Raw genomic sequence first — 15,865 nt, 5'->3', positions numbered from 1 at the left:
CCGCTCCGCCGGAGGCCGGATTGACCGGCAGCGCCACACGGCGCCGATTTGAATTGAATGCATGGCACCCCGAATTTCGTTCCGTCGCCTGGATGGCATCCTGCTGCTCGACAAGCCGACCGGCATGAGCTCCAACGCAGCCTTGCAGGTGGCACGCCGTCTGTACCGCGCCGAGAAGGGCGGCCACACCGGCAGCCTGGATCCGCTGGCGACTGGCCTGCTGCCACTGTGCTTTGGTGAAGCCACCAAGATCGCCGGCCTGCTGCTCGGCTCGGCCAAGGCCTATGACGCCGAGGTGGTGCTGGGCCAGACCACCGATACCGATGATTCCGATGGCGCGGTACTGCGCGAGCGGCCGGTGCCGGCCATCAGCGCGGCCGAACTGGAGGCGGCGCTGGCACCGCTGCGCGGCCGCATCCGCCAGCGCGCCCCGATCTATTCCGCGCTCAAGCAGGGCGGCGAGCCGCTGTACCTGAAAGCCCGCCGCGGTGAGGCGATCGAGGCCCCCGAACGCGACGTGGAGGTCCACGCCCTGGAGGTGCTGGACCAGCAGCCGACCCGTCTGTCGCTGCGGGTGACCTGCGGTTCAGGCACTTACATCCGCAGCCTGGCCCGCGATCTGGGCGAGACCCTGGGCTGCGGCGCCCATATCGCCGGCCTGCGCCGGCTGTGGGTGGATCCCTTCCGTGAGGCGCCGATGGTGACCCTGGACACCCTCCGCGGCCTGGCCGAGCAGGGCGATGAGGCCGGCATGGAGGCCCTGCTGCTGCCGCTGGACGCGGGTCTGGCGCATTACCCCCGGGTTACGCTGAACGAGGAGCAGGCCCCTCGCTTCCGCGTGGGCCAGCGCATCCGCGATGCTGGCTGGCCGCAGGGTGGGGTGGTCGTGTTCGGGCCGGGCGAGGCGATCCAGGGCCTGGGGCAGGTCGACGAGACCGGTCTGCTGGCCCCGCAGCGCCTGTTCAACCTCTGACCGGCCCCGGCCGGGCACCACCCCGGTCCTTGTCCCGGACGGCCGCTGACGTTACAATTTCGCGGCCTTTTCAGGCTTCCCGCGTTCTGCGGGTTCATCCTTTCGTTAACGGCGAGTCGCGCGGTACGTCAACCGGACGTTTCTGCGGGCCACGCATCCAAGAGAAAACTGATATGTCGATCGACACCCAGAAGGTCATTGAAGAAAACAAGCGCAGCGCGGCTGACACCGGCTCCCCGGAAGTCCAGGTCGCCCTGCTGACCGCCCGCATCGAACTGCTGACCGGCCACTTCAAGACCCACAAGAAGGATCACCACAGCCGTCGTGGTCTGCTGCAGATGGTCAACCGTCGCCGCAGCCTGCTCGACTACCTGAAGAAGAAAGACGCTCCGCGTTACAAGGCCCTGATCGAAAAGCTCGGCCTGCGTCGCTAAGCACGAACCCCCACCGCGGCGCAGGAATGCGCCGCGGTTTTGTTTTGGTAGTACCGCAATAAACGCCTGGGCCGGACAACCGGTCACCCGTCGGCGGCAAGGGTCGCCCGCGGTCCATTGAAGAAAGCATCATCCAAGGAAACCCCCGTGGCAAAAATCACCAAAACCTTCCAGTACGGCAAGCACACCGTCACGCTTGAAACCGGCGAAATCGCCCGTCAGGCCGGCGGTGCCGTCATCGTCAAGTTCGACGACACCGTGCTGCTGGTCTCCGCCGTTGCCGCCAAGAGCGCGCGTGAGGGCCAGGACTTCTTCCCCCTGACCTGCGACTATCAGGAGAAGTTCTACGCCGGTGGCCGTATCCCGGGCGGTTTCTTCAAGCGCGAAGGCCGCGCGACCGAAAAAGAGACGCTGATTTCGCGCCTGATCGATCGCCCGATCCGTCCGCTGTTCCCGGAAGACTACAAGAACGAAGTTCAGATCATCGCCACGGTGATGTCGCTGAACCCGGACATCGATGGTGACATCGCTGCCCTGATCGGCGCCTCGGCCGCGCTGTCGCTGGCCGGCACCCCGTTCAAGGGTCCGATCGCCGCCGCCAAGGTGGGTTACAAGAACGGTGAGTACATCCTCAACCCGACCGTGACCGAACTGAAGGATTCGGAGCTGGAACTGGTTGTCGCCGGTACCGCCAACGCCGTGCTGATGGTGGAATCCGAGGCCGCGCTGCTGTCCGAAGACGTGATGCTGGGCGCCGTGACCTTCGGTCACCGCGAAATGCAGAAGGTCATCAACGCCATCAACGAGCTGACCGTGGAAGCCGGCACCAAGCCGTCGACCTGGGAAGCCCCGGCCAAGAACACCGCGCTGATCAGCGCCCTGCAGGAAGCCATCGGCCCGCGCTTGGGCGAAGCCTTCCAGGTGCGCGACAAGCTGCAGCGCCGTGACGCCATCTCGGCGATCAAGAAGGACGTGACCGAGTCGCTGGCAGGCCGTGTGGCCGCTGATGGCTGGAACCCGGCCGAGCTGTCGAAGGAATTCGGCGAGCTGGAATACAGCACCATGCGCAACTCGGTGCTGGACACCAAGGTCCGCATCGACGGCCGTGCGCTGGACACCGTCCGCCCGATCTCGGTGAAGACCGGCATCCTGCCGCGTACCCACGGTTCCTCGCTGTTCACCCGCGGTGAAACGCAGGCCATCGTGACCATCACCCTGGGCACCGCCCGTGATGGCCAGGTCATCGATGCCGTTGCCGGTGAGTACAAGGAAAACTTCCTCTTCCATTACAACTTCCCCCCCTACTCGGTGGGTGAGACCGGCCGCATGATGGGCCCGAAGCGTCGCGAAATCGGCCACGGCCGCCTCGCCAAGCGCGGCGTGCTGGCAGTGATGCCGTCGCTGGAAGCCTTCCCGTACACCATCCGCGTGGTGTCGGAAATCACCGAATCCAACGGCTCCTCGTCGATGGCCTCGGTCTGCGGTTCCTCGCTGGCCCTGATGGACGCCGGCGTGCCGGTCAAGTCGCCGGTGGCCGGTATCGCCATGGGCCTGGTCAAGGAAGGCGATCGCTTCGTCGTCCTGTCCGACATCCTGGGTGACGAAGATCACCTGGGCGACATGGACTTCAAGGTGGCCGGTACTGCCGAGGGCATCTCCGCCCTGCAGATGGACATCAAGATCGAAGGCATCACCGAAGAGATCATGAAGCAGGCACTGCAGCAGGCCAAGGCTGGCCGTCTGCACATCCTGGGTGAAATGGCCCACGGCCTGACCGCCCCGCGCGAAGAGCTGTCGGACTACGCGCCGCGCCTGCTGACCATCAAGATCCACCCGGACAAGATCCGCGAAGTGATCGGCAAGGGTGGTTCCACCATCCAGGCCATCACCAAGGAAACCGGCACCCAGATCGACATCCAGGATGACGGCACCATCGTCATCGCCTCCGTCAACGCGATCGCTGCGCAGGCTGCCAAGGCCCGCATCGAGCAGATCACCTCGGACGTCGAGCCGGGCCGCATCTACGAAGGCAAGGTCGCCAAGATCATGGACTTCGGTGCGTTCGTCACGATCCTGCCGGGCAAGGACGGTCTGGTCCACGTGTCGCAGATCTCCAGCGACCGCGTCGAGAAGGTCGGCGACGTGCTGAAGGAAGGCGATGTGGTCAAGGTCAAGGTCCTGGAAGTCGACAAGCAGGGCCGTATCCGCCTGTCGATGAAGGCCGTCGAAGAAGGCGAAGGCGCCGCTGCCGCCGAGTGATCGGCCCACGCCGATCGGTCGGTAGGTGAGGACCATTGGTCCTCACGCGTCCCGGATGGTAGGTGAGGACCGTTGGTCCTCACGCTTTCGCAGACAAAAAAAAGCGGGCTTCGGCCCGCTTTTTTTGTGCCCGCATGTCCAGCCAACAGCGCCGGTTCGCGGTGGAGTGCCATGCGATGCATGGCTGCCGTTGGGTGGGGCGCATTACGCCAGATAGCGCGATACCTCGATCAGATTCCGGTCCGGATCGCGGAAATACACCGAGAGGATCGGTCCGGTCGCACCCGTCCGCTGGACCGGTCCTTCTTCGACGGTCACGCCCTGCGCCTGCAGGTGCGCCAGGATCTCGTCCATGGTCGCGTAGGTGATCAGGCACAGGTCCGCCGAGCCCGGTGTCGGCCGTTCGGCCTTGGGGTCGAATTCGTTGCCGTGCGCATGCAGGTTGATCTTCTGCAGGCCGAAGCGCAGCGCCTTGCGCCCCTCGCCGAAGGTATCCACCTCCATGCCCAGCACGCGGTGGTAGAACTCACAGGTCGCGGCGACATCCGCCACGGTCAGGACCAGGTGGTCCAATCGGTCGATATGCAGGTCGGTCATCGGTGTCACGCAGCAGGCAGTCACTATCGCTGAACTGTAAAACCGATGACGCAAGGCGGGGGTGAACACCTGTCGCCGTCAGGCATGCACGCATGCAGGCATACATGCGGGCGGCGCGGGCGGGCGGCGCGGCAGAGCGGGACAGACCGCGCGGTCGTCCGCTGCGGGCGACGACTTCGAGTGACGCGTCCGTGGCGCGTACCGGGTGTTGCCGCACGGCCTGTGGACAGCCGTCAGGCCTGCGTGGGTCAGCCGTCAGTGTCCGCTGGACGGATTCGCAGGACATCACCGCGCAAAGCGCCCGCGCACCACAGCACGCTGCTAACGTGGCTTTGCCTTCGCCCCGGGAGATCCCATGTTCCGTCAAACCGTCGCTGTCCTGGCCGTTCTGATCGCCAGCGTGATGCCGCAGGCCGCCTCCGCCACGGAGTCGTTGCCCAAGGTGATCGGTGCGTACTACCCGGGGGGTTCGGCGGACCGCTACCCGGTGGAGACCATTCCGGCCGATACGCTCACCCATCTGTTCTATGCGTTCGCCACCATCGACCAAGGTCAATGCGTGGTCGCGCCGCAGGCCGATGCGCATTTCAGGGCACTGGCCGCGCTCAAGCGTGCGCATCCGACGCTGCACACCCTGATCTCGATCGGCGGCTGGAACGCGGGCGGGTTCTCCGATGCGGCGCTGACCCCGGAAAGCCGCGAACGCTTCGTGGCCTCCTGCGTGGCGATGTTCTTCGAGCGCCATCGCGGCAGCTTCGATGGCGTGGACATCGATTGGGAGTTCCCGGTATATGGCGGCCCGACCCCGATCACCGACCGCCCGGAAGATCGCCGCAACATGACCCTGCTGGTGCGCGAGTTCCGCCGCCAGCTCGATGCGCTGGACAAGAGAGACGGCCAGCACCGGCTGGTCACCGCCGCGCTGCCCGCCGGCCGCGTGCAGACCGATGGCCCGTATGATCCGGCCCGAAGCTATGAACTCAAGGAGCTCGGCCGCGCGCTCGATTTCATCAACCTGATGAGCTACGACATGGGCACCGGCTTCTCGGCGGTGTCCACCTTCAACGCGCCGCTGCACGCAGTGCCGGAAGATCCGCTGGCGCCGGAATTGAAACGTTGGAACAGCGTGGCCGGGGCGGTGGCCTACTACGAGCAGCACGGTGTGCCGAAAGACAAGCTGGTGCTCGGCGTGCCGTTCTACGGCCGTGGCTTCCAGCTGGAGAGCGATGCCAACCAGGGCCTCTACCAGCACTACAGCGCGCCGCATCCGGCCGGCGACTGGCGGCAGATCCAGGCCAGCATGCTCGGCCAGCCCGGCTGGGAGCGGCACTGGCACCCGGTCGCGCAGACGCCGTGGTTGTACAACGCCACCGGGAAGGTCTTCGTCAGCTATGAGGATCCCACCTCGATCGGTCTGCGCGCCACCTTCGCCAAGGACAGCGGTCTGCGCGGCGTCTTCATGTGGGAGCTGACCGGTGACGACGCGCAGGGCAGCCTGCTCAAGGCCATGGTGGCGCCGTTCCGGGTACCTGCGAAGTAAGCGCACCGAAGGGCGCCGCCACGCACGCGGCGTGCCCTATGCTTGCCGCCATGGAGAACGTCCGCTTGCTGGATCTGCACATCGACCGCCCTGCCCAGCAGGTGCGGCGAGGGGATCAGGTATTGCCGGTCGGCGGGTTGAGTTGGCGGCTGCTGGACTGCCTGCTGGCCCACGGCAACGCCGTCGTCGATTTCGACACGCTGGCCGATCAGGTCTGGGCACCGGCGGTGGTCGGCGAGGATGCGATCAGCCAGCGGGTGAAGCTGCTCCGGCAGGCGCTGGGCGATGACGGCCGCCGGCCGCGCTACATCCGCTCGGTTCGTGGCCGTGGCTACCAGTTGTGCGCCTCGCCACAGCCGATGATCCGTGATGCCGTCGCCAGCACCAGCACGGACGGTACTCCCGTCACACCCGGCGCGCGCGCACCCGCACGGTGGGTCTGGCTGGCTGGGGTAACGGTCGCCGCTGCTGCCGTCGTGTTCACCTTGGTACGTCCCGCCAGCGCACCGGCGTCGCCAGCGGAGGCGGTCCTGCAGCGCGCCGCTTATTACGCGGGTATCGGCCAGGCCAGCAACAACGAACGGGCGATCGCGTTGTACCGCCAGGCGCTGCAGATCGACCCTGAATCGCTTATCGCACGGCGTGGACTCGCCCGAGCGCTGGCGGCCGATGCCTGCTTGTTCAACGGCGCGCGCGAGCGTGCGCAGGAGGCGCTGGTGTTGAGCAGCCAGCTGGTGCTCAAGGCGCCGGAAGATGCCGCCGGCTGGGCCGCACGCGGCTATGCCCACGACTGCCTCGGCGCGATGTCGCACGCCATGGCGGACTACCGGCAGGCACTGCGGCGCGACCCGGGTGACGAGCGCACGCGCGCATCGCTGGCCTATCTGCAGCAGGAAAAAGGCGACCTCGCGCAGGCCTTGCAGGACAACCTGTCACTGCGCGCGCCCGAGCGGGTTCGCTTCCGCGACGTACAGGTCGCACGCGAACTGGAGCTGTTGGGGTTCACCGATGCGGCCGCTCGCCGGCACGCGCACAACTTCCAGCTCTATCCGGACAATGTGTTCGCCAACATCGCCTGGCCGCACAGCCTGTTGGCAATGGGGGAGTCGGCAAAAGCACAGCAGGCGCTGGATCAGGCACTGGCTCGCGGGACGCCACATCCGCAGTTGCTGCGCCTGCAGGGCGAGATGCTGTTGTTGAGCGGGAATCGGAAGGGCGCCGCCGGAGCCTTCGAGCAGAGCCGGGCATTGCGCCCGCAGCAGTCGATGGGGCAGACCCTGGCCGGCCTCTATGGCGATCCGGCGCCTGCCCCGACCTGGATCGCCGAGCGCCTGCAGATGCTGGAAGGGCAAGGCGATGATGGCTGGTCCGACACCGCACTCGAGCGTGCGATGGTGCTGCAGGCCCAGGGCGATGAGGCCGCTGCGCTGGTGGCCCTGCATCACGCGGTGAACGCCGGCTTCCGCGACTCGGCGTGGTTGCGCGCCACCCCCTTGTTTGCGCCGCTGCACGGTGTGGCCGGCTGGCAGGAACTGCTCGACACGATCGAGAAAGACGTATCCGCCCAGCGCGCCCGGGTGTTGGCCGCTCCATGGCGGCCAACAGACCTCGACGGCCTCAGCGCAGCGCGGGCAGCAGGAACTCGGTAAGGATGCGGCGCGACTGCGGGTGGGCGTAGCTGCGGTTGTAGGCCTGGCTGGTGATCACCGCGACCAGCTTCTTGCCGGGTATCACGAACACGTAGTTGCCGCCGTTGCCGGACATCGTCCACACGGTGCTGTCGTGCCCGTCGACCGGAAGCTTCAGCCCCCACCATTGATAGCCGTAGTCGCTGCCATCACCGGCGGTGGCCTGCGCGCTGAGCATCGCCCGCACATAGCGGGTCGGGATCAATTGTTTGCCTTGCCAGCGTCCCTCGGCCAGCACCAGTTCGCCCAACCGTGCCAGGTCCCGGCTGCGGTAACGCGTCCCACCGCCGCCCATGCCTATGCCTTCCGGTGAGCGGTTCCACGTGCTCGTGGTGATGCCCAGCGGGCGCTCCAGCACCTGCGCGGCGTAGTCGGCCAAGGGCCGCTTCGTGGCCTGTTCCAGTACTGCGCCGAGCACGAAGGAATTGGCCGTGCAGTAGGCATGCGCGCGGCCGTGCGGGCTGTCTTCCGGTCGCGTCATCCACGGTGCGAAACCCTTGACCGGCAGCGACAGCGCGAAGTCCACCCAGTGCTCGGTCACGTACATGCGCTCTTCATTGCCGGCCGAGAACGCATTCTCGTCATCGCACTCCCACAGCGTGCTCATGGTGAGCAGGTCTTCCACCGTCATCGCGCGCAGCCGGGGATCGACGGGATGGCCAGCGGTGAACGCGGGGAAGTAGTCGTACACACGGGCCTGTACGCCGGGCAGGGAACCGTCGCCGATGGCGGCGCCGACCAGCATCGCGGTGACACTCTTGCTGGCCGAGCGCACGTCGTTGAGGGTATCCGCCGTGCCGCCGTTGAAGTAGCCCTCGTACGCCACCTGGCCGTCCACCAGCAGCACGATGCTGGTGAGCTGCTTGATGTCCTGGCTGGCGATCGCCGACTCCAGTGCGGTGATCCGGGCTGCGTCCAACTGGGCGGGCCCGGCCAGTGCGGTCGGTGGCAGGACAACCGCCAGGGCGAAGATCAGCGCGGCGGAAAAACGGGGGCGACAGGGGTGCATGGGCAAGGCTCCTCGAGATGAGGGCCGACTACGCCACGGGGCGGTCTGAAGTGCTGGAAACCCGGCTGAAGAATTCTGAAGGCCCGCCGCAGCAAGCCTTCGAGGCGATCAGCGCGGTGCACTCCAGACGCTGTTCGGATCACCATGCCGTGCCCGGCGCAGGCTCGCACGCGCCAGGGTGGCAAAACCAAAGGCCAGTGCCAGCGCCACCGCGTCCACCCAGAACAGCGGCCAGTAGCCCCGTGCCGCGCTCGCCCATGGCCAGAAGCCGGTCAGGGCGCCATGCATTACCGCTACCAGCGCGGTGCTGATCGCGGCCGCCCACAGCAGCTCACGGGCCGCCTGGTCGGGGCGACGCAGCGCCGCCCACAGGGCGCAGACGCCCCAGGTGACGAAACAGATCCAGCGGATGCCGTGGTCCACCGCCTGCGGCGCGACCTGCTCCAGGATCTGTGCGCCGACGAAGCTGGCCGAGATCGCCACGCACAACCCGATGCATACCCCCACTGTCGCGCGGGCCATGTTGATCTGCGCGCGGCCTTGTTCGACCTGGCGTCGCTTGCGCCGCGATTCGATCCACAGCAGGTTGCCGGAGTAGAACAGGAAGGCGCCGCCCAGGCCGAGCAGGAAGTACAGCCACACCACCACGCCATTGCCGAATTCACCGAAATGCAGCGCATAGGCGGCACTCAGGGTGGCGTGGTTGGCATCGCGCTGGCCAGGCAACTGGCTGCTCAGCAGGCGGCCGCTGGCCGCATCCAGGCCGACCGCGCCGAGCGGCCCCAGGGTGCCGCCGGATTCGCCGGTGATCTCGATCGTGGCGTTGGCATCGCCGGCATGGGCGAGCTTGAGGAAGGCCGGCTCGAAATCAGCCACGCCCTGCGCCCGGGCCACCTCGATGGCGCGGGCATGCAGCATGCGCAGGTTGGTTTCATCGCCTGGCTGGCCGCTGGGCTCGCGTATCGGCGCGGTGTCCATCGCTGCCGGCACCGCCTGCAGCAACTTGCCGTCGAAGATCAGCGGATTGAGCGCCGCCATCTGCAGGAAGATCAGGCAGAGCAGTGCGCCGGTCACCGCGAACATGAGGTGGAAGGGCAGGCTGAGTACGCCGATCACGTTGTGCGCGTCCTGCCACATCTGCTTGAGGTTGCGGCCCGGGCGCAGCGCGAACAGATCGCCCAGCAGTCTGGGCAGGTGGATGACCAGCCCGCTGAGCAGGGCCACGCCATACAGCAGGCTGACGATGCCCATCAGGTAGGTGCCCGCGACCGGCAGGCCGAGGCTGTAATGCAGCTCGTTGACCAGCTCCGCCAGCCCGGTCTGCGGGGGCGTGACACTGCCGTCGTAATGGTCCAGCCACGCGTACAGCCAGGTGCCCTTGGCGTCCTGCCAATACGCGATCGGCTGCGGGTGATCGCCACCGGGGAAGGTCATGCCGACGTGGGCACGCGCGGCCGGGTGGCGTTCGAGCACGCCATCGAGCAGGCGTTGCGCGTCGTCCAGGCTCGCGGCCGGCGTGTCCACCGCATGCGGGGTCTGCCACAGCGGCAGATCGTGGTGGAACAGGGTCAGCGCGCCGGCGTAGAACGCGACGAACAGCGCGAAGCCGGCGACCAGGCTGACCCACGTGTGCACGGTGGTGAAGGTACGCAGGGTCTGGGAACTGAACTTCATCGCATCGCTCTCATTGCACCGCGCCGGTCAGGCGCAGCAGCCACAGCAGGCCGAACCCGGCCCCGGCGGTGGCACTCATCACGGCCCACGCCCGCAGCCCGGTGCGGAAGCTGAAGGCCCAGATCGCGGCCAGCATCCACAGCGGGATGAACGCGATCAGGCTGGGTACCAGCGCGTTCTGCCACGGTCCCGGTGGCAGCCAGGCGATCAGCCCGGTCGCCGCGGCGGCCACGAAGAACCCCGCCAGGACGCCGGCGCCGGCCCGTGCCCACATCAGCGTGTCACCTGCGCCGGGCGGTGCCAGGCGGCGAGCAGGGGCAGCGCGATCGCCACCAGCATCCAGCTGCACAGCATCACCACCACGCCGGTGGCGATGCCCAGATTGGCGATCCACAGCCAGAGCGCCGCCACCGCGGCGACCAGGCTGATCTGCCGACCCAGGCGGCCGGCCCGGCGCAGGCGCGGCCAGCGGCAGTGCGGCGAGGCGGCATACAGCGCCAGCGCCGAGAACGCCGAGCCGGCCAGCGCCAGGCTGCAGAAGCCAAGCGAGGTCAGGGCGACCGTGATCATCGGGTGGCCGCCAGCGCACGCGGCAGGGCGCGGCAGGCCGGGAAGGAAGCGGGGCAGGGCATGGGGGAATCCAATCGGCAACCCTGTCCTGGTCAGGACAGTAACCCGCGCATGGTAATCATTGCCGTTTATGGGCGCCACACGTACACATTCAGGCGCCTGGGCGGGGGCATGCCGGCGCGCGGCGGCGCATTCATCGGCAGATTGGTTTAAGATCAGGGCATCTCTATCGAGGCAACAAGGTGGCCCGCGCCCTGCGCCGGTCTAGCGTGTGACATGAGCACTACCACCGCCCACCGCTGAACGCCCCCGACGGCCCCTGACGCAGGCGCCTTCGTGGCGCTTTTTTATTGCCTCGCCCCCGGATTCTCCAGGCCCCCTGCGGGCCACCAGACCAAAGCACTCTCATGATCGCGATCACGCTCCCCGACGGCAGCCGCCGTGAATTCGAACATCCCGTCAGTGTCATGGACGTCGCCCAGTCGATCGGCGCCGGCCTGGCCAAGGCCACCATCGCCGGTTCGGTGGATGGCGTGCTGGTCGATGCCAGTGACGTCATCGACCACGATGCCAGCCTGCGCATCATCACCGCCAAGGACGAGGAGGGCGTTGAGATCATCCGCCACTCCGCCGCCCATCTGGTCGGCCATGCGGTCAAGCAGCTGTACCCGGACGTCAAGATGGTGATCGGCCCGGTCATCGCCGAAGGCTTCTACTACGACATCTACTCCGAGCGTCCGTTCACGCCCGAAGACATGGCCGCCATCGAAAAGCGCATGGGCGAGCTGATCGCGCAGGACTACGACGTGATCAAGAAGGTCACCCCGCGTGCGGAGGTCATCGAGATCTTCAAGGCGCGTGGCGAGGACTACAAACTGCGCCTGATCGAAGACATGTCGCCGGACATCCAGGCCATGGGCATGTACTACCACCAGGAATACGTGGACATGTGCCGCGGCCCGCACGTGCCCAACACGCGCTTCCTGAAGGCCTTCAAGCTGACCCGCATTTCCGGCGCCTATTGGCGCGGCGACGCGCAGAACGAGCAGCTGCAGCGCGTCTACGGCACCGCCTGGGCCGACAAGAAGCAGCTCGATGCGTACATCAAGCGTATCGAAGAGGCGGAGATGCGCGACCACCGTCGCATCGGCAAGCAGCAGGACCTGTTCCACCTGCAGGAAGAGGCCCCGGGCCTTGTGTTCTGGCACCCGAAGGGCTGGGCGCTGTGGCAGGTGGTCGAGCAGTACATGCGCAAGGTGTACCGCAATACCGGCTACGGCGAAGTGCGCTGCCCGCAGATCCTGGACGTGTCGCTGTGGCAGAAGTCCGGCCATTGGGACAACTACCAGGACGCGATGTTCTTCACCGAGTCGGAGAAGCGTACCTACGCGCTCAAGCCGATGAACTGCCCGGGCCACGTGCAGGTGTTCAACCAGGGGCTGCACAGCTACCGCGACCTGCCGATCCGCTACGGTGAGTTTGGTGCCTGCCACCGCAACGAGCCCTCCGGCGCGCTGCACGGCATCCTGCGCGTGCGTGGCTTTACCCAGGACGACGGCCACGTGTTCTGCACCGAAGACCAGGTCGAGGCGGAAGTGACCGCGTTCCACCAGCAGGCGCTGGCGGTGTACCAGCACTTCGGCTTCGAGGAGATCCAGGTCAAGATCGCGCTGCGGCCCGAATCGCGCCTGGGCGATGACAGCACGTGGGACAAGGCGGAGGGCGCATTGCGCTCGGCCCTGTCTAGCTGCGGGGTGGAATGGCAGGAGCTGCCGGGCGAGGGCGCCTTCTACGGCCCGAAGATCGAGTACCACCTCAAGGATGCCATCGGCCGCACCTGGCAGCTGGGCACGATGCAGGTGGACTTCATGATGCCCGGCCGCCTTGGCGCCGAGTATGTGGACGAAAACAGCCAGAAAAAGCATCCGGTCATGCTGCACCGTGCGATCGTCGGTTCCATGGAGCGTTTCCTGGGCATCCTGATCGAGCACCATGCCGGCCAGTTCCCGGCCTGGCTGGCCCCGACCCAGGTGGTGGTGGCCAATATCACCGACGCTCAGGCTGAATACGTCAGTGAAGTCAGGAAAACCCTTGCAGATCAAGGGTTCCGCGTGAACGCCGATTTGCGCAACGAGAAGATCGGATATAAGATTCGCGAGCATACGCTGCAGCGGGTCCCGTACCTGCTGGTGGTTGGCGACCGTGAGAAGGAAAATGGCGCCGTGGCCGTGCGTACGCGCTCTGGCGAAGATCTGGGCAGCATGTCCGTCCAGGCCTTCATCGAGCGGTTGCAGGCAGAACAGTCCGTGTAAGAAAGTCCCGGCCCTGCGGATGCTCCGCGATGGGCCGGTTTGATTCCTCTGGGAGATTGCAATATCAGTACCCCTGACAACAAACAGAACCGCAAGAATCAGGAAATCCGGGTGCCGCGCGTCCGCGTGATCGGCAGCGACGGAGAAATGATTGGTGTGTTGACGCGTGACGAAGCGCTGTCGATGGCCGAAGACGAAGGTCTGGACCTGGTCGAGATTCAGCCGCAGGCTGATCCGCCGGTGTGCAAGATCATGGACTTCGGCAAGTTCAAGTTCGAAGCGCAGAAGAAGGCCAACGAGGCCAAGAAGAAGACCAAGCAGGTCGAGATCAAGGAAGTGAAGTTCCGCCCGGTCACCGATGAAGGTGATTACCAGATCAAGCTGCGCAAGATGCGCGGGTTCCTGGAAGAGGGCGACAAGATCAAGGTCAACATCCGCTTCCGTGGCCGTGAAATGAGCCATCAGGAACTGGGTCGCGAGATGGCCAGCCGGATCGAAGGTGATCTGGGCGAAGACATCGTGATCGAGTCCCGTCCGCGCCTTGAAGGCCGGCAGATGGTGATGATGATCGCGCCGAAGAAGAAGTAACCGGCCATCGGGCCTGGCCCGAACCGGCGGAGGTAGAGCCGACCGTTGGTCGGCTACCCAGCCCCGGCCGCACCTCTTCGCGCACACAGCGGGCGCCCATCGGCGCCTTCTGTCGTTTCCCGCGCGCGGCCTGGCGTCACGCCCGGGCTCGCGCCCGTTCCGTTCAGGTTCGGCCGCGCCGCGGTAAACACCCGCCCAATCAAGCGTTTGCAACTGTCCGTATACACGGGCATAATGGGCGGCCCCGTTTTGCGGGGGTGCTGTTTTGAACGGTTTCCCGCCCCACAAAGGCACGCTGTTCCAACGGCAAACAGGACCGGCCTGGTTCCCATCGGGGATCCCGGGCTTACAAGCAGGCAAGGGCACGGACGGAAAGTGTGGCAATGCCACCGCCCTGGTCAGTGACAAAACATCATCAAGGACATAGCAATGCCCAAGATCAAGACCAACCGGGCGGCGGCCAAGCGTTTCCGCAAGACCGCCTCCGGCAAGTTCAAGGCTGGCCACGCCAACCGCAGCCACATCCTCACGAAGAAGTCGACCAAGCGGAAGCGCAATCTGCGTCAGACGAACCATGTTCGTGCAGAAGACGCAGGCCGTTTGAACCGTATGCTTCCCTACCTCTGAGGACTGACCCATGGCACGAGTAAAGCGTGGCGTACAGGCGCGTCGCCGCCACAAGAAAATTCTGACCCTGGCGAAGGGTTACTACAACGCTCGCCGCAAGGTCTTCCGCGTTGCCAAGCAGGCCGTGATCAAGGCACAGCAGTACGCCTACATCGGCCGTAAGCAGAAGAAGCGCAATTTCCGTTCGCTGTGGATCACCCGCATCAACGCGGCTGCCCGCATCAACGGCCTGAGCTACAGCCGTTTCATGAACGGCCTGCTCAAGTCCGGCATCACCCTGGACCGTAAGGTTCTGGCTGACATCGCCGTGCACGACGCAGCTGGTTTTGCTGCACTGGCCGAAAAGGCCAAGGGCGCACTGGCGGCATAAGTCCATTCCCCTGCCGTTGCCGTTCACGCGCAACGGCTGTGGGTAAGGCAAATGCATGGGGAAGGGCGCAAGTCCTTCCCCATTCTTTTTTGTGTTGGCGGTGGCCCTCCCGGTGCCATCGATCGACAGCGCTGGCGACGGGGGTCGGCCCGACGCGCATCGCGATGGCATACCGACGCGAGGCTCCGGCTATCCATGAGTGACATCCAATCCCTGACCACGCAGGCACTGGCCGACGTGGCCGCTGCCCAGAGCCCCGACGCGCTGGAAGCCCTGCGTGTGGCCCTGCTGGGCAAGAATGGCAGCATCACCGCCCAGCTCAAGCAGCTCGGTGGCCTGCCGGCCGATGAGCGCAAAGCCGCCGGCGAAGCCATCAACCGTGCCCGTGACGCGCTGACCAGCGCGCTGGGTGATCGCAAGACCGTGCTGGAAGACGCTGCGCTGGACGCGCGCCTGGCCGCCGAAGCGATCGACATCACCCTGCCGGGCCGTCGCGAAGAGCGCGGTGGCCTGCACCCGGTGACCCGTACCCTGGAGCGCATCACCGAGATCTTCGGCCGCCTGGGTTACGAGCTCTCCGAAGGCCCGGAAATCGAAGATGACTGGCACAACTTCGAAGCGCTGAACTTCCCGCCGCACCACCCGGCGCGCGCGATGCACGACACTTTCTATTTCGGCGATGGCCGCCTGCTGCGCACGCATACCTCCGGTGTGCAGGTGCGCTACATGGGCGAGCACGCTCCGCCGCTGCGCATGATCGCGGCCGGCAAGGTGTACCGCAGCGACAGCGACCAGACCCATTCGCCGATGTTCCACCAGGTCGAAGGCCTGCTGGTCGACGAGCACTCCACGTTCGCCGATCTGAAGGGCACGCTGTCCGAGTTCGTGCGCGCGTTCTTCGAGCGCGATTTCGAGATGCGTTTCCGTCCCAGCTACTTCCCCTTCGTGGAACCCGGCGCGGAAGTGGACATCGCCTGGCAGCAGCCTGACGGCAGCACCCGCTGGCTGGAAGTGCTCGGCTGCGGCATGGTCCACCCGAACGTGCTGCGCAGCGTCGGCATCGATCCGGAGCGCTACACCGGCTTCGCCTTCGGCCTGGGCGTGGAGCGCTTTGCGATGCTGCGTTACGGCGTCAACGACCTGCGCGCGTTCTTCGAAAACGACGTGCGGTTCCTGAAGCAGTTCGCGTAACAGCGGAACCGCCGGGCAGCCCCCGGCGCTACG

The 15,865-nt window shown here is 66.1% G+C and carries 15 protein-coding genes; 10 read left to right on the top strand and 5 right to left on the bottom strand.

The window, feature by feature from the left end:
- The first annotated feature begins 61 nt into the window (after positions 1-61).
- The 3 genes from truB to pnp all read left to right on the top strand — a co-directional run bounded on the left by truB (position 62) and on the right by pnp (position 3,666).
- Positions 62-973 (top strand): tRNA pseudouridine(55) synthase TruB, encoded by a 912-nt coding sequence (gene truB / locus C0R07_RS01580; protein ID WP_070470908.1) that lies wholly within the window; start codon positions 62-64, stop codon positions 971-973.
- Positions 974-1,146: 173 nt separating this feature from the next.
- A complete protein-coding gene (rpsO, locus tag C0R07_RS01575; RefSeq protein ID WP_019182694.1) occupies positions 1,147-1,407 on the top strand; it encodes a 30S ribosomal protein S15 in 261 nt (86 codons plus the stop codon).
- 147 nt (positions 1,408-1,554) lie between these two features.
- Complete coding sequence (gene pnp / locus C0R07_RS01570) at positions 1,555-3,666, top strand: polyribonucleotide nucleotidyltransferase (RefSeq protein ID WP_019182695.1); 2,112 nt, start codon at positions 1,555-1,557, stop codon at positions 3,664-3,666.
- Between the two features lie 204 nt (positions 3,667-3,870).
- Here the strand turns inward: pnp and C0R07_RS01565 are convergent, their stop codons facing one another.
- Positions 3,871-4,254, bottom strand: a complete 384-nt coding sequence (locus tag C0R07_RS01565; protein WP_216636719.1) for a VOC family protein — start codon at positions 4,252-4,254, stop codon at positions 3,871-3,873.
- Positions 4,255-4,618: 364 nt separating this feature from the next.
- On the opposite strand from C0R07_RS01565, the gene C0R07_RS01560 reads away from it, so the two are divergent.
- The gene (locus C0R07_RS01560; RefSeq protein ID WP_070470907.1) at positions 4,619-5,803 is read left to right on the top strand and encodes a glycoside hydrolase family 18 protein; all 1,185 of its coding nucleotides are present in this window, start codon (positions 4,619-4,621) and stop codon (positions 5,801-5,803) included.
- Positions 5,804-5,853: 50 nt separating this feature from the next.
- Positions 5,854-7,452: a winged helix-turn-helix domain-containing protein gene (locus tag C0R07_RS01555; protein WP_254427755.1), complete on the top strand. Its 1,599-nt coding sequence runs from the start codon at positions 5,854-5,856 to the stop codon at positions 7,450-7,452.
- Here C0R07_RS01555 and C0R07_RS01550 read toward each other — a convergent pair.
- The 4 genes from C0R07_RS01550 to C0R07_RS01535 all read right to left on the bottom strand — a co-directional run bounded on the left by C0R07_RS01550 (position 7,421) and on the right by C0R07_RS01535 (position 10,744).
- Positions 7,421-8,500 carry a serine hydrolase domain-containing protein gene (locus C0R07_RS01550; protein WP_102788057.1) on the bottom strand — a complete coding sequence of 360 codons (1,080 nt, stop codon included), beginning with the start codon at positions 8,498-8,500 and terminating at the stop codon, positions 7,421-7,423. The genes C0R07_RS01555 and C0R07_RS01550 overlap by 32 nt on opposite strands.
- Before the next feature lie 108 nt (positions 8,501-8,608).
- Positions 8,609-10,174: a PepSY-associated TM helix domain-containing protein gene (locus C0R07_RS01545; RefSeq protein ID WP_102788056.1), complete on the bottom strand. Its 1,566-nt coding sequence runs from the start codon at positions 10,172-10,174 to the stop codon at positions 8,609-8,611.
- Positions 10,175-10,184: 10 nt separating this feature from the next.
- Entirely contained in the window at positions 10,185-10,448 is a 264-nt protein-coding gene (locus tag C0R07_RS01540) for a hypothetical protein (RefSeq protein ID WP_070470902.1), read from the bottom strand.
- Positions 10,448-10,744, bottom strand: coding sequence for a hypothetical protein (locus tag C0R07_RS01535; RefSeq protein ID WP_019182702.1), 297 nt, complete (start codon positions 10,742-10,744; stop codon positions 10,448-10,450). Before C0R07_RS01535 ends, C0R07_RS01540 begins: the two co-directional genes overlap by 1 nt.
- Before the next feature lie 407 nt (positions 10,745-11,151).
- On the opposite strand from C0R07_RS01535, the gene thrS reads away from it, so the two are divergent.
- From thrS to C0R07_RS01510, 5 genes are all read left to right on the top strand, one after another.
- Positions 11,152-13,056, top strand: coding sequence for a threonine--tRNA ligase (gene thrS / locus C0R07_RS01530; RefSeq protein ID WP_070425580.1), 1,905 nt, complete (start codon positions 11,152-11,154; stop codon positions 13,054-13,056).
- Between the two features lie 48 nt (positions 13,057-13,104).
- Positions 13,105-13,644 carry a translation initiation factor IF-3 gene (gene infC / locus C0R07_RS01525; RefSeq protein WP_172838068.1) on the top strand — a complete coding sequence of 180 codons (540 nt, stop codon included), beginning with the start codon at positions 13,105-13,107 and terminating at the stop codon, positions 13,642-13,644.
- Between the two features lie 429 nt (positions 13,645-14,073).
- Positions 14,074-14,271 (top strand): 50S ribosomal protein L35, encoded by a 198-nt coding sequence (gene rpmI, locus C0R07_RS01520; RefSeq protein ID WP_017355265.1) that lies wholly within the window; start codon positions 14,074-14,076, stop codon positions 14,269-14,271.
- Between the two features lie 10 nt (positions 14,272-14,281).
- A complete protein-coding gene (gene rplT, locus C0R07_RS01515; protein ID WP_017355264.1) occupies positions 14,282-14,641 on the top strand; it encodes a 50S ribosomal protein L20 in 360 nt (119 codons plus the stop codon).
- 195 nt (positions 14,642-14,836) lie between these two features.
- A complete protein-coding gene (locus C0R07_RS01510; protein WP_019182705.1) occupies positions 14,837-15,832 on the top strand; it encodes a phenylalanine--tRNA ligase subunit alpha in 996 nt (331 codons plus the stop codon).
- Positions 15,833-15,865: the final 33 nt, after the last annotated feature.

It is taken from the genome of Stenotrophomonas bentonitica (assembly GCF_002887735.1).
Lineage (GTDB): Bacteria > Pseudomonadota > Gammaproteobacteria > Xanthomonadales > Xanthomonadaceae > Stenotrophomonas > Stenotrophomonas bentonitica_A.
This window is presented reverse-complemented; position numbering and strand designations above follow the sequence as displayed.

Coding starts and splice junctions, on each gene's coding strand:
- truB (WP_070470908.1), top strand. CDS start 62: ATGGCACCCCGAATTTCGTTCCGTCGCCTGGATGGCATCCTGCTGCTC.
- rpsO (WP_019182694.1), top strand. CDS start 1,147: ATGTCGATCGACACCCAGAAGGTCATTGAAGAAAACAAGCGCAGCGCG.
- C0R07_RS01560 (WP_070470907.1), top strand. CDS start 4,619: ATGTTCCGTCAAACCGTCGCTGTCCTGGCCGTTCTGATCGCCAGCGTG.
- C0R07_RS01555 (WP_254427755.1), top strand. CDS start 5,854: ATGGAGAACGTCCGCTTGCTGGATCTGCACATCGACCGCCCTGCCCAG.
- C0R07_RS01550 (WP_102788057.1), bottom strand. CDS start 8,500: ATGCACCCCTGTCGCCCCCGTTTTTCCGCCGCGCTGATCTTCGCCCTG.
- C0R07_RS01545 (WP_102788056.1), bottom strand. CDS start 10,174: ATGAAGTTCAGTTCCCAGACCCTGCGTACCTTCACCACCGTGCACACG.
- C0R07_RS01540 (WP_070470902.1), bottom strand. CDS start 10,448: ATGTGGGCACGGGCCGGCGCCGGCGTCCTGGCGGGGTTCTTCGTGGCC.
- C0R07_RS01535 (WP_019182702.1), bottom strand. CDS start 10,744: ATGATCACGGTCGCCCTGACCTCGCTTGGCTTCTGCAGCCTGGCGCTG.
- thrS (WP_070425580.1), top strand. CDS start 11,152: ATGATCGCGATCACGCTCCCCGACGGCAGCCGCCGTGAATTCGAACAT.
- rpmI (WP_017355265.1), top strand. CDS start 14,074: ATGCCCAAGATCAAGACCAACCGGGCGGCGGCCAAGCGTTTCCGCAAG.
- rplT (WP_017355264.1), top strand. CDS start 14,282: ATGGCACGAGTAAAGCGTGGCGTACAGGCGCGTCGCCGCCACAAGAAA.
- C0R07_RS01510 (WP_019182705.1), top strand. CDS start 14,837: ATGAGTGACATCCAATCCCTGACCACGCAGGCACTGGCCGACGTGGCC.